12 protein-coding genes, 3 tRNA genes and 1 pseudogene are annotated in these 12943 nt (G+C 66.1%); 10 read left to right on the top strand and 6 right to left on the bottom strand.

The window, feature by feature from the left end; genetic code table 11:
• The first annotated feature begins 160 nt into the window (after positions 1–160).
• The 6 genes from gyrB (at position 161) to ABZ004_RS07640 (ending at position 6425) form a co-directional block, all read left to right on the top strand.
• Positions 161–2209 carry a DNA topoisomerase (ATP-hydrolyzing) subunit B gene (gene gyrB / locus ABZ004_RS07615; RefSeq protein WP_355678954.1) on the top strand — a complete coding sequence of 683 codons (2049 nt, stop codon included), beginning with the start codon at positions 161–163 and terminating at the stop codon, positions 2207–2209.
• Between the two features lie 106 nt (positions 2210–2315).
• A complete protein-coding gene (gyrA, locus tag ABZ004_RS07620) occupies positions 2316–4958 on the top strand; it encodes a DNA gyrase subunit A (RefSeq protein WP_355678955.1) in 2643 nt (880 codons plus the stop codon).
• Entirely contained in the window at positions 4958–5995 is a 1038-nt protein-coding gene (locus tag ABZ004_RS07625; protein ID WP_355678956.1) for a DUF3566 domain-containing protein, read from the top strand. The genes gyrA and ABZ004_RS07625 overlap by 1 nt, the downstream gene beginning before the upstream one ends.
• A gap of 107 nt (positions 5996–6102) precedes the next feature.
• A tRNA-Ile gene (locus tag ABZ004_RS07630) sits at positions 6103–6176 on the top strand.
• Between the two features lie 36 nt (positions 6177–6212).
• Positions 6213–6341 carry a DLW-39 family protein gene (locus ABZ004_RS07635; RefSeq protein WP_355678994.1) on the top strand — a complete coding sequence of 43 codons (129 nt, stop codon included), beginning with the start codon at positions 6213–6215 and terminating at the stop codon, positions 6339–6341.
• An 8-nt stretch (positions 6342–6349) separates the two neighbouring features.
• Positions 6350–6425 (top strand) — tRNA-Ala (locus ABZ004_RS07640).
• Between the two features lie 91 nt (positions 6426–6516).
• Here ABZ004_RS07640 and ABZ004_RS07645 read toward each other — a convergent pair.
• Genes ABZ004_RS07645 through ABZ004_RS07655 form a run of 3 tightly spaced genes read right to left on the bottom strand, consistent with a single transcriptional unit; the run spans position 6517 to position 8821 of the window.
• A complete protein-coding gene (locus ABZ004_RS07645) occupies positions 6517–7641 on the bottom strand; it encodes a site-specific integrase (RefSeq protein WP_355678957.1) in 1125 nt (374 codons plus the stop codon).
• A complete protein-coding gene (locus ABZ004_RS07650; RefSeq protein WP_355678958.1) occupies positions 7641–7832 on the bottom strand; it encodes an excisionase family DNA-binding protein in 192 nt (63 codons plus the stop codon). The genes ABZ004_RS07645 and ABZ004_RS07650 overlap by 1 nt, the downstream gene beginning before the upstream one ends.
• Positions 7833–7870: 38 nt before the next feature.
• Entirely contained in the window at positions 7871–8821 is a 951-nt protein-coding gene (locus ABZ004_RS07655; RefSeq protein WP_355678959.1) for a replication initiator, read from the bottom strand.
• Here ABZ004_RS07655 and ABZ004_RS07660 point away from each other — a divergent pair.
• Positions 8711–9166 (top strand): GNAT family N-acetyltransferase, encoded by a 456-nt coding sequence (locus tag ABZ004_RS07660; protein WP_355678960.1) that lies wholly within the window; start codon positions 8711–8713, stop codon positions 9164–9166. The genes ABZ004_RS07655 and ABZ004_RS07660 overlap by 111 nt on opposite strands.
• Positions 9167–9172: 6 nt before the next feature.
• Here the strand turns inward: ABZ004_RS07660 and ABZ004_RS07665 are convergent, their stop codons facing one another.
• Positions 9173–10186: a hypothetical protein gene (locus ABZ004_RS07665; protein WP_355678961.1), complete on the bottom strand. Its 1014-nt coding sequence runs from the start codon at positions 10184–10186 to the stop codon at positions 9173–9175.
• Between the two features lie 153 nt (positions 10187–10339).
• Between ABZ004_RS07665 and ABZ004_RS07670 the strand changes: the two genes are divergently transcribed.
• The 3 genes and pseudogenes from ABZ004_RS07670 to ABZ004_RS07680 all read left to right on the top strand — a co-directional run.
• Positions 10340–10978 (top strand): hypothetical protein, encoded by a 639-nt coding sequence (locus ABZ004_RS07670; protein WP_355678962.1) that lies wholly within the window; start codon positions 10340–10342, stop codon positions 10976–10978.
• Positions 10979–11094: 116 nt separating this feature from the next.
• Positions 11095–11157 (top strand) — tRNA-Ala (locus tag ABZ004_RS07675).
• Positions 11158–11352: 195 nt separating this feature from the next.
• Positions 11353–11460 (top strand): annotated as a pseudogene (locus tag ABZ004_RS07680) (DUF664 domain-containing protein); the annotation flags it as partial.
• A 26-nt stretch (positions 11461–11486) separates the two neighbouring features.
• On the opposite strand, the gene ABZ004_RS07685 reads toward ABZ004_RS07680, so the two are convergent.
• Positions 11487–12344 carry a phosphotransferase gene (locus tag ABZ004_RS07685; RefSeq protein WP_355678963.1) on the bottom strand — a complete coding sequence of 286 codons (858 nt, stop codon included), beginning with the start codon at positions 12342–12344 and terminating at the stop codon, positions 11487–11489.
• Positions 12331–12897, bottom strand: a complete 567-nt coding sequence (locus ABZ004_RS07690; protein ID WP_355678964.1) for a hypothetical protein — start codon at positions 12895–12897, stop codon at positions 12331–12333. The genes ABZ004_RS07685 and ABZ004_RS07690 overlap by 14 nt, the downstream gene beginning before the upstream one ends.
• Between the last annotated feature and the right edge of the window lie 46 nt (positions 12898–12943).

Here is a 12943-nt window from a genome sequence, read left to right on the forward strand (position 1 = left end):
CGCCCTGACCCGAGTTTCGGCCGCCTGGTGGCAGGTTCTGCTTCGGTCGACGGGTAAGATGGAGACGTTGAAGTGGCCGCCGGTGCTGATCACACAGTACGGCGGCCCGCACTGTGATTCGATGCCCCGCGCAGGCGGGGTCCGAGGAGGACAACAGCCGGTGACCGACGAGCCGACCGAGATCGACGAAACAACGTCCGCAGACAGCACCGGCATCGAAGCAGAAGCAGAAGCACCGCTCACCGCGATCACCAGATCAGCGGTCGACCGCGAGTACGACGCCAGCGCGATCCAGGTCCTCGAGGGCCTCGACGCGGTCCGCAAGCGTCCCGGGATGTACATCGGGTCCACCGGTGAGCGCGGTCTGCACCACCTCGTCTACGAGGTCGTCGACAACGCGGTGGACGAGGCGCTGGCCGGTTTCTGCGACAAGATCGTCGTCACCCTGCTGGCCGACGGCGGCGTCCGGGTCGTCGACAACGGCCGTGGTATCCCGGTCGACATCGTCGAGTCCGAGGGCAAGCCGGCCGTCACCGTCGTCCTGACCGTGCTGCACGCCGGCGGCAAGTTCGGCGGCGGCGGGTACAAGGTCTCCGGTGGTCTGCACGGCGTCGGTGTCTCGGTCGTGAACGCGCTGTCCAGCCGGCTCCAGGTCGACGTCCGCAAGAACGGCAAGATCTACAACCAGTCCTTCACCGTCGGCGTACCGGACGCCGACCTGGCCGAGGTCGGTACGTCGGACTCCGACGGCACCACGATCACCTTCTGGCCCAGCCCGGACGTCTTCGAGACCACCGTGTACTCCTACGAGACGCTGTCCACCCGCTTCCGCGAGTACGCGTTCCTCAACAAGGGCCTCGAGCTGGTCATCCGCGACGAGCGCCCGGACCACACCGAGGACGGCAACCCGGTCGAGCAGTCGTTCAAGTACGACGACGGCCTGATCGACTACGTGAAGTACCTGACCGGCATCCGCGAGACCGTGCACCGCGACGTGATCGCCTTCGAAGCGGCCACCGGTGAGGACTCGCTCAGCCTCGAGGTGGCGATGCAGTGGAGCGGCTCCTTCCAGGAGTCCGTGCACACCTTCGCGAACGCGATCAACACCCACGAGGGCGGCACCCACGAAGAGGGCTTCCGGGCCGCGCTCACCTCATTGGTCAACTCGTTCGGCGAGGACCAGGGGATGATCAAGAAGAAGGAGGACAGGCTCACCGGTGACGACATCCGGGAGGGCCTGACCGCGATCATCTCGGTCAAGCTGGCCGAGCCGCAGTTCGAGGGCCAGACGAAGACCAAGCTCGGCAACACCGAGGTCAAGGGCTTCGTCCAGCGGGTGGTGAACGACCGGCTCGGTGCCTGGTTCGAACAGAACCCGCAGGAGGGCAAGGAGATCATCCGCAAGGCCACCGCGGCCGCGAGTGCCCGGATCGCCGCCCGCAAGGCGCGCGACCTGGCCCGCAACCGCAAGGGCCTGCTGGGTGGCGGCGGCCTGCCGGGCAAGCTGTCCGACTGCCAGTCGACCAACCCCGAGGAATGCGAGGTCTACATCGTCGAGGGTGACTCGGCCGGTGGCTCCGCGAAGGGTGGCCGCGATCCCAAGTTCCAGGCCATCCTGCCGATCCGGGGCAAGATCCTGAACGTCGAGAAGGCCCGGATCGACAAGGTCCTGCAGAACAACGAGGTCCAGGCGATCATCTCCGCACTGGGCACCGGTATCCACGAGGACTTCGATGAAGAGAAGCTCCGGTACCACAAGATCGTGATCATGGCCGACGCCGACGTCGACGGCCAGCACATCCGGACCCTGCTGCTGACGCTGCTGTTCCGGTTCATGCGGCCGCTGATCGAGCGCGGTCACGTGTACGCCGCGCAGCCGCCGCTGTACAAGCTCCGCTGGAGCAACAGCCCGCACGAGCTGGCCTACACCGAGCGTGAGAAGGAAGGCCTGGTGGCGGCGGGTATCGAGGCCGGCAAGAAGTTCCCGAAGGAGAACGCCACCCAGCGGTACAAGGGTCTGGGTGAGATGAACCCGCAGGAGCTGTGGGAGACCACGATGGACCCCGCCAACCGGGTGCTGCTGCAGATCACCCTGGACGACGCCGCCCGCGCCGACGAGACCTTCGCGACCCTGATGGGCGACGACATCGAGGCCCGTCGGAACTTCATCCAGCGCAACGCCAAGGACGTCCGGTTCCTTGACATCTGAGTGCCGCGGCCCCGCCTCCCGCGGGGCCGCCCGCATTCAACGCGCCGACCTCACCGACGTACGACGTACGACGTACGACGTCTGACATGAACGGGACGAGCATCAGATGACCGAGACCCCCACCACTCCTGGCCACGACCGGATCGAGCCGCTCGATCTGCAGACGGAGATGCAGCAGTCGTACCTCGACTACGCGATGGCCGTCATCGTCGGCCGTGCGCTGCCCGAGGTGCGCGACGGCCTGAAGCCGGTGCACCGCCGCATCCTCTACGCGATGTACGACGGTGGCTACCGGCCGGACCGTGGCTTCTCCAAGTGCTCGCGCATCGTCGGTGACGTGATGGGTCAGTACCACCCGCACGGTGACTCGGCGATCTACGACACCCTGGTCCGGCTGGCGCAGCCGTGGGTGATGCGCGCGCCAATGATCCAGAGCCAGGGCAACTTCGGTTCGCCGGGTAACGACCCGGCCGCCGCGATGCGGTACACCGAGTGCCGGCTGGCCCCGCTGGCGATGGAAATGGTGCGCGACATCGACCAGGAGACGGTCGACTTCCGCCCCAACTACGACGGCCGCTCGCAGGAACCGGTGATCCTGCCCAGCCGCTTCCCGAACCTGCTGGTGAACGGCTCGGCCGGCATCGCGGTCGGGATGGCGACCCAGATCCCGCCGCACAACCTGCGCGAGGTCGCGGCGGCCGCGAACTGGGCGCTGGAGAACCCCGAGGCCGAGCGCGAGGAGTTCCTCGCCAAGTGCATGGAGTTCATCAAGGGCCCGGACTTCCCGAACGGCGCGCTGATCGTCGGCTACAAGGGCATCGACGACGCGTACCGGACCGGCCGCGGCTCGGTCACCATGCGCGCGGTGGTGGACATCGAGGAGGACGCCAAGGGGCGGACCAGCCTCGTCGTCACCCAGTTGCCGTACATGGTCAACCCGGACAACCTCGCGCAGAAGATCGCCGAGCTGGTGAACACCGGCAAGATGACCGGGATTGCCGACATCCGGGACGACACCTCGTCGCGGACCGGCCAGCGCCTGGTGATCGTGCTGAAGCGCGATGCCCAGCCCCGCGTCGTACTGAACAACCTCTACAAGCACACGCAGCTGCAGGACACCTTCGGCTGCAACATGCTCGCCCTGGTCGACGGCGTACCGCGCACGCTCAGCCTGGACCTGTTCATCACGCACTGGATCGACCACCAGATCGAGGTCATCCAGCGGCGGACCAAGTACCGCCTGCGTGAGGCCGAGAAGCAGGCCCACATCTACCGCGGTCTGGTCAAGGCGCTCGACGCCCTCGACGAGGTGATCGCGCTGATCCGGCGCAGCCCGGATGTCGAGGACGCCCGCAACGGCCTGATGTCGCTGCTGGAGATCGACGAGATCCAGGCGCAGGCGATCCTGGACATGCAGCTGCGCCGGCTGGCTGCCCTGGAGCGGCAGAAGATCGTCGACCGGCTGCTCGAGCTCGAGGCCGTCATCGCCGACCTCGAGGACATCCTGGCCGACCCGGTCCGGCAGCGGACGATCATCCGCGACGAGCTGGCCGAGATCGTCGAGAAGTACGGCGACGAACGGCGTACGGAGATCATCGCGGCCGACGGCGACCTGTCCGTCCAGGACCTGGTGCCGGACGAGGAAGTGGTCGTCACGATCACCCGCGGCGGCTACGCGAAGCGGACCAAGACCGACCTCTACCGCACCCAGAACCGGGGCGGCAAGGGCGTTCGCGGCGCGACGATGCGGGCCGAGGACGAGATCGGGCATTTCTTCGCCACCACGAACCACCACTGGATGCTGTTCTTCACCACCAAGGGCCGGGTCTACCGGGCCAAGGTGTGGCAGCTGCCCGAGTCGGCCCGTGACGCCAAGGGTTCGCACGTCGCCGGCCTGCTCTCGTTCCAGCCGGACGAGCAGATCGCCCAGGTCCTGACTCTGCGCGATTACCAGCAGGAGCCGTATCTGCTGCTCGCCACGAAGCGCGGCCTGGTGAAGAAGACGGCACTGACCGACTACGACTCGGCCCGGCAGAGCGGCATCATCGCGGTCAACTTCCGCGACGAGGACGACGAGCTGATCGGCGCCGAGCTGGCCTCCGCCGAGGACGACCTGATGCTGGTCTCCAAGAAGGGCCAGTCGATCCGGTTCACCGCGAACGACGAGCAGCTGCGGCCGATGGGCCGGGCCACCTCCGGCGTCACCGGGATGAAGTTCCGCGACGGCGACGAACTGCTCTCGATGGCGGTCATCCGGGCCGGTTCGGAGGAGGACACGCAGTACGTCTTCACCGTCACCGATGCCGGCTACGCCAAGCGGTCGCGCGTCTCGGAGTACCGGCAGCAGGGTCGTGGCGGGCTCGGGATCAAGGCGGTCAAGCTGAACGACGAGCGCGGTTCCCTGGTCGGCGCGCTGATCGTCGTCGACACCGACCAGGTGCTCGCGATCAAGAACAGCGGTCAGGTCGTCCGCAGCCGGGTGGACAGCGTTCCGGTGAAGGGCCGCGACACGATGGGTGTGAAGTTCGCCGGAGTCGGGGAATCCGATGCTGTGGTCGCGATCGCTCGTAACACCGACCTCACGGTGAGTGAGGAAGAGCTGGAGGGCGCCGAAGCCGGTGTCCAGGATGTGGATGGTTCGCCAACCGAAACAGCCCCTCAGAGCGTCCAGAATGATGACCAGCATTCGACGGACATCGAGGGCGCGGCTACCGTCGAAGGCGACGAAGCCGGCCAGGAGGGCACCTGATGACCAACCGCGCGAGGCCGACCTGGCCTGATGGGGCGGCTGACAGCTCCAAGTCCCCGACGCCGCCGGCCCGGCCGGGCCAGGGCGGCAACGGCAAGGGGCAGCCGAACCCACCGGCCACACCGGCCTCCAACGGTCGTGCCTCGACCGGTCAGCGGCCTGCCACTCCGGCGCCGCCGCAGCGGCCTGCATCCTCGTCGTCCTCGGGCACTACGGCAAAGCCGGTGCGGCCGCCGCAGCAGCCGCCGGTGCGCCCGGCGTCGTCTCCAGTTTCCGGTACTTCGGGCGCTCCCGCGCGGCCGTTGAACCCGAGCACACCCGGTCGGCCCGAGCCGCGTCCGGGCGAAGCGGCTCGCAGCGGCACCAAGCCCGCCAACTCGGCGTACGGGGAGACGGGGACCACGACTCCGGCGTACGGGGAGACGGGTAAGCCGGCGTACGGGGAGACCGGGAAGCCGGCGTACGGGACGACCGGCAAGGCCGCTGGGTATGGGCAGACGGGCAAGACCGCCACGCCGGGCGAGACGTTCGGTGACAAGGTGAACGCGGCGAAGCAGGCTGTGCTCGAGAAGGCGGCCGCGGTGAAGGATGCCGCGACGCAGGTCGGCTCGTCGTCCTCCTCGGATGCCCGGACGGATGCGGCGGCCAAGGTGTCGAGCCGGCCGCAGACCCGGAAGGCGCGGCTGCGGCTGTCCCGGCTGGACCCGTGGTCGGTGATGAAGACCGCGTTCCTGCTCTCGATCGCGTTCGGCATCGTCACCTGGGTCGCGGTGTTCATCGTCTGGTCGGCGATCGGTGCGGCCGGTGTCTTCGACAACATCAACAACACGGTCTCCGAGGTGCTCGGCACCCCGTCGGCCGAGCCGTTCCGGATCGAGGACTACGTGAACACCGGCAAGGTGATGGGATTCACCACCCTGCTGGCCTGCGCGGATGTGCTCATCATCACCGCGCTGGCGACCCTCGGATCGTTCCTCTACAACATCGCGGCCACCCTGCTGGGCGGTCTCGAAGTGACGTTGGCCTCCGAGGACTGAGCCTGTTCACCGCTTCCGGCCGGGTGCTTCCAGGGCCTGGCCGGAACCGGTTTGGGCGAGAGGCGATCAGTGCGGTAATCTCTCCGAGGTTCGTCCCCCGCAATTGCGGGCCTATAGCTCAGTTGGTTAGAGCGCTGCCCTGATAAGGCAGAGGTCACAGGTTCAAATCCTGTTAGGCCCACCCCTGATCGAAACCGATCTCAAGGAGTCCCCGGTGCTGAAGAAGGTTCTGCTGGTCCTGCTGGCCAGCGTCGGTGGATACTTCGTCTACAAGAAGACCCAGCAGGCCCGCGCCGAGCAGGACCTCTGGGCCGAGGCCGTAGACCCGGTCACACCCGGGCACTGATCCCCCACGGGGGCGTAGCTCAACTGGCAGAGCACTGCCTTTGCAAGGCAGGGGTTAGGGGTTCGAGTCCCCTCGTCTCCACCACCTTCTTTCCCCAGGTCAGAGCGTGATTTCCGACCCGCTCCCCTGCCACCGACGACCGCCAGGTCCATCCGCGTGCCACATGCGTGCCACATCAGCCCTGCACCTCGTCGTCGCCCTGGTCCTCGCGAGCGCTCTCGATCTGAGCGCTGAGTCCGTCCGCAATGTGCCGGTCGCGGTCCTTAGAGATGTGCTGGTAGATCATCGCCGCCCGCGAGCTGGCGTGCCCCATACGCTCCATCAGCTCCCGCAGCGTGGCACCTTGAGCCGCCGCCAGCGTGTTGCCCGTGTGCCGCAGATCGTGGAAGTGCACCGCCGGTACAGCAGCCTCGCTCAGACCCTTGACCCACACGGCCCGAAAGTTCTGTCGCCGCAGCCGCCCACCCTTCTCCCCCACGAACACCAGACCATCCGGACCGGATTCGGAGAACTTCGCAAGGTGCGAACGAAGGTCAACAAGCAGCGCCCCCGGTATCGCGACACGACGCCGTCCAGCCGCCGTTTTCGGACCCTTGACGATCAACTGCCCATTGGACAGCTCGGCTTGCGATTGGTGAACCCGAACGAAGCCCGCCTCTGGGTCAACATCCATCCGGCGGAGCGCAGCCAGCTCACCAAACCGCAGGCTTGTAAACGTGGCCAGCAGTACGAGCATCCTGAAGCGAGCAGGCATCACCTCGGCGACCTGGAGAACCTGGTGCACCGTCAGCACCGGCCGCTCAGGACTCCGGTCATCCCCAGCGCCCTTGATCCGACACGGGTTCCGCCTGATCAGCCCGTCGTCTACAGCCGTGCTCATAATCGCCCGCAACAACCGGTAGGCCTTGGCAACGGACGCCTCACCCGTTCCACCGTCGAGCAGCTCAGCGCGCCACCGCCGTACGTCAGCCTCGCGCACCTTGTTGACCGCCAGATTGCCGAACGTGGGTAGCACCTGGACTCGGAAGGCGACTTCATACCGCTCCCGAGTCGTGTCTGCGAGCCTCCGCTCAGTGAGCCAGGATCTGCCGAATTCCGAGATGGTGACCTGCCCGGCTGATGGGTCGTACCAGTCGTCACGCGCCATGTCAGCCTCGACCTTGGACAGGAACAACTGAGCGTCCCGTCTGCGCTCGAAGGTGTGCGGAGCAGGTCGCAACAGCCCGTCTGGGTCGCGATAGCGAGCCTGCCAACTACCTGACTTCAGTTGCCGAATGGTTCCGAAGTCCCGCTTTGCCATCAGGCCACCCGCCCACGAATCGTCACCGGCTCGACAGTGCCTCGTTCGATGTACTCGGCGAGCGCGGACTCAGGGATGCGCACATGACGACCGATCTTCACGAATCGGATGCGGCGCTCAGAGATCAAGCGGCGGGGGAAGCGAATACCGCTGGTCTGGAAGGTACCGAGGCGGTTGGCGACCTCTTCCACGGTCAAAAGTCGATCCATGATCTGGCCCTCTCTCGGAGTCAGGTCGCCGTTGTGGCGGAGTCGTGGTCAGTTGCCGAACAGGTGTCGCCGGGGCTTGGTCCAGCCCGTTTGGCTTGCTCGTAGTCGGTTCGCCAGCGGATGCGTTCGGTGATGCCTCGGGTCATGAGTCCGTGCCAGGTGGGCAGGTCGTCGTCGTTGGCGCGGTCGACGGGTTCCCAGATGAAGCGCGGTTGGCCGTCCTCGAGGGCGGCGGTCGCGGCGAAGCGGTCGGTGTCGGGCATGTCGACACCAGCAGCGGCTAGGGTCTGGCGGACGACCTCGGCCCGGTCGGCGCGATGCTCGGACAGCGTCTTGCCGGTCCACTGACGCGACACCAGGACCCGACGCCCACCGAGGCCCAGATGGTGCCTGTCGTGGGCTTTGGAGCCGCACCAGCCGGGGCGCATGCCAGCCTCAGCGCCTTGGGGCTGTACGCCGTACCGCAGCCAGTTCGAGCAGGACGGCGAGCAGGGCAGCCAGCGGACCTCGCGGTGCAGCCGGTCGAGGTGGATCGCTTGCGGGGTGGTGATCTCGTCGTCGTCGCCGTAGGTGTCGGCGATGGACTTCGCGAGGTACTTGGTCAGGTAGCCGATCGCCTTGCCGACCTTGTCCTCTGCGGTGCCGATGATGCCTTGGTAGTCCAGCTGGGTGCCGAGCTTGACCACGTGCGCGGGAGTCGCGGCCGGGTCACCTCCGATCGCGTCCAGGGCCTGATCCCAGGTGGGCAGCGGAGTGCCGTCGAAGGGGTCGGTGAATCCGCCGGCCAACTCGTCCCAGCGGGGCAGCTCGTCGCGCAGTCCGAGCGGATCCTGTCCAGCATCAGAGCTGGCGAGACCTGGATGGTTCGCACCGACGACGGCCAGGCCGCCGCGACCGTTGCCCTCGACACCTTCTCTGACCCGCAGCTCTGGACCCCGGACGAGCAGGCCGACCCGTCGATGTACCTCCACCGGCTGATCGTGCGCCGGAAGTACGCCGGACTCGGAGACGACGTACTCGACTGGGCCTGCAAGCGCGCCGGAGACCTCGGCAACCACTGGGTCCGGATCGACGTCTGGACCGACAATGTCGGCCTCCACCGGTACTACGAGGAACGCGGCGTCAAACACGTCCGAACCCTCGACCTCGCGGACTATCCCTCCGGTGCCCTCTTCCAACGGCCAGCCACGAACTGGCGAGAAGCGGAACAGCCGCAGGTCATCGCCGAACAGCCACAGATCCTGCCGACACGTCGCGGCCGATTCGAGCCTTTCGAGCGTGCCCTGTGGCCGGTGCTCAACCAGGCAACCATCTGACGCTCATCAGGCGAGTTTGAGGGCACCGCTCACGCCGAACTGCACTAGCGCAGCAGCGAGATGTACGGCAGCCCTCGACTCGTCTGTGGTTTCATCCCGAGTCGGGTTGACCCCACCGTGTCGAGAAGTCTGCCCATCCCAGAGCATCCGCATCATGCCGAGCAGGGTCTCGACTCCGCTAACACTCCCGTCAGCAATGACGAACTCCCACTTGACCGGCTTCGCGGCGATGTCTCGGATCATCGTGCCGAGGGTCTGCTTGCCGTTCTGTGGTGACACGTGCTTGGCCATAGCGGCCTCGACCGCCTTGATCGCTTCGCTGTACGCCTTAACAGGGTCGGGACGCCTGCCGTACGCCTCATTCCAGGCATTCGCTAGGTGGTCTCCAGCGGATCCACCTGAGGCGTCGATCGCCTCCTGCACAAGTTCCTTCACACCCGGAGCTACGCGTTCCTCCAGCGAGTCCCAGTTCGCGCTCACCGCATACGCAGAGTTCGCCCTCACCAACAGGTCTTCAAGCTCAGGCCCGCGACCACTATCCCAGCCGTGGCGTTCGAGCAGAGCCTCGACCACGTCGAGCATCCTCGTCTTGTTCTCATTGCACCAGCCCAGCAAGTAGGTCGCCTGCCGAACGGTCGAGGACCCGGGCAGGTGCGTGCGCAGATCTACCGCCAGAAACTCGATCCGCTGAGCATCATAGAAGTCGCTGGCCATGCGCAGGCTGCCGTCGATCCAGTTCCAGAGCGGCTGCCTCAGATGCTCGGGCACGTCGACGTACGGATCTTCGAGTGCGCGTTGCGCCTTCCGCTGACCAGGTCTCCAAGCCACGCCCAGAGCATAGGCGCTGGCACCGACAACTCCGTCGACCCAAGTGGCACATGTAACCCAGCGCCAGCCGTCGTTCTGCCGAATTTGGCTCTTATGGATCAAGGCGCGCCTTCGGCGCGCGGCGCGGCGTGCGCATGCGGCCTCCGGCCGTTCACCGCCGCGCCCGCCCTCGGTTTCCTTCACGAGAGCCAAGAGCATCTGCCTCCGGCGGGGGCCTCACGACTCCGGGATGACAGGCCCGAATCGGCCGGCCGATTGGTCGGTGGTCGGAGCGGCAGACGGGAAGACGCTAGGTACGTGGCAAGGAGTGCGGCTGGCGCGGCCGATCCGGTACACACTTCCTGCATGCCCGATATCGCCGTGTCAAATGTCCTGGTAAGCGCTGGCGTTGCCGCCTTCACAACCCTTGCGATCGAGTTCACCGCCAAGCCTTGGTTGGAGGCGAGGAAAGAGCGCATTCTCCAACAGCACCGGGATCGGCGAGAACTCGCACGAAAGCTGCGCGCACTGGAAACCAAGATCGTCGGAGCATCGGGTGCTCTGAGGGCTCGGACCGTCGATGAGTTGTTGCCGGGCCTTATCGAGGCTAGTGACGCGTTGGCCGAGGAGCGGAACTCAATCGTGGAGTACTGCCCGCCCGAGATCGTCCTTCTCATCAATTATCAACTTGGGTACGGCTCAGGACGGCTTCACAGCATCCTTGAGGAATATCGGAGGAGCGCCAAGGCTGCGGCTGAGGATCCGGAGTCCAACGACGACTACGAGCGCCAGGCAGCCGAACGCATCAAGAAGGTCTTCGCCAAGCATGAGCGATGGTTTGACATCCCAGTGGACTACCTGCGGACGCCAAGCAGCCACTTCATCAGGAGATATCTCTTGATTCGGGCGGCCGGTGCGGAAGTCGAGCAGAAGATAGCGGAGGATGCGGCGGCCAAGAAGGCGGCCCTTTCGAGTCAAGCCAATACGTCCGAGCTCGACTCGTAGTGAGAAGGCTGGCGTGCCACATTCGTGCCACAGCAGAAGCGCACAAGCGGACCCGCCCGGTCAGTTGCGGTCACTGGGTAGCCAGGTCCGACGCTCGGCAGATCACCGCTCAGCCAGGCGCAACAGCCCGTTTTGCCTTTGCAAGGCAGGGGTTAGGGGTTCGAGTCCCCTCGTCTCCACTCGGAGCTGACCGCGGCTGCTCGCGCATGGCGCCTCGGCTTGGCTCATCGTTGTGTTGTGCGGCTGCGCTTCGCTTGCCGCAAGTGGGGGCTCCGCCACCCGCACCCCCGGCGGCTTCGCTCCGCTCCCTGCCGACGATGACCACCGCTTGCCCCATCCGCTCTGTGCCAGTACTCACGTGCCCACCTACGGGCGAGACCTTCACCTTGTGGTGGGTCCTGGCCCACATGGTCGAGGAGTACGCACGCCACAACGGGCATGCCGATTTGATCAGGCAGTCGATCGACGGTCGGACCGGGTGAACGAGTTCGGGGCCTTGGATGTCGCTCTACCAGACGACATCGTCGAGCGCTGGCCACGGCGGACCTGCCCGCAGAACGCGAAGGAATGCCACTCCTGATTCTCTGCCGCTCGGGTGTTGGTCGTTGAGACTCCAGCGGTGCGCTGCGACGATCGCGAGTACGAGGCCCCTGCACTCGCCGACCAGAACTTGGTCAGCGGCGGGATAGTGCTGGCTGACCGCGCTTGGCGCCCACGCCAGGTCGTACTCGACCGGCCCACGGGCGGTATTTTCGAAGTCGATGAAGAGCGGCCCGTTCTTCGTGTCGAGGATGTTGAAGGCGTGCGGCTCGCCGTGCAGCAGCTGCTCGGCGCCGCGCCGGTGGACGATCGATCGCCCCAGATCATGGAGCGTGTTGGCGAGCAGCGTCCGGTCCGTGTCCGCGAGATCGGGAGTGACGTCATGGCTGGCAACGTCTCGTTGAGTAGCAGCCACTCGATCCATGAAATGTGGCGTCGTGACCTCGATCTGCCGCAGGCCGGCATGAAGACATGCGAGTGCCTCCGCATACCCGGCCGGCGGAAGCATTCGAGGCTGAACAGGTTCGAGGTAGGCCCACAGGGCGATCTTGAAGCCGTCATGCACGAAGACGCGTGGTTCGACCCTAGGCTCTAGCGGGGCGACGGGGCTGTCGGTCTGCGCTAGCCGTCGCACGAGTTCCACTTCTTGCTCTGCGCTTGCGAAATGCGTCATGGGCGTGACTCGGGCGACGGTGTCGCAGGGCGTCAGGCGGATGACGAGGCGGTTGGAGTCGCTGAGAACGATCGCGTCGTCGACGGCCAGGTCGAGCTCTGAGGCGGTCGTCATCGCCGCAGCCACCGCACGCCGCGCCTCAGATGCTTCCATCTCCGGGTCCCTCCCCCGCGACGTCGACTGACCCATCGAGGAATTCCCTGATCGCCCGTTTGGACCTGAGTACGTGCAGGGTCGCGTGTTTCCCGTGCCGGGCAATGATCGCCTGCTCACGTTCGAGTTCCGTGCGCCGGTTCCGCCAGATGAGCGGGATGAGGCGCCACTCATCGCGCAACCGTTGCCAGCGCGAGTACTCACATCCTTCAGGCAGCGTGTCCGGCATTCGGCAGCCGCGCAGCAACGCTCGTCCCGCGCACCGCCACCACGGCGTGGCCAGGACCACCACGGTGTCGGCGCGTTCGAGCCGGAGATCGAGCGTCTCGGTGTAGTTGCCATCGGCGATCCACGCGTCGTCGGCAAGGAGAGCACGTTGTTTCTCGCGCCACTCGGCCTCCGACGGTTCGGTCCAGGCAGGCTTCCAGAAGTGGAGGTCAAGATGAATGAGCGGCAGGCCGGACTTGACCGCTTGCGCCCGGGAGAACGTGGATTTCCCGGATCCAGCCATCCCGGTGACGACGATGCGGCGTTGAGCTTCGTTGGGGTACATGACACCTTCGCATGGGTCGCAGCGGTGCCAGGTCCGACTACATGAC

It is taken from the genome of Kribbella sp. NPDC006257 (genome assembly GCF_040613535.1).
Lineage (GTDB): Bacteria > Actinomycetota > Actinomycetes > Propionibacteriales > Kribbellaceae > Kribbella.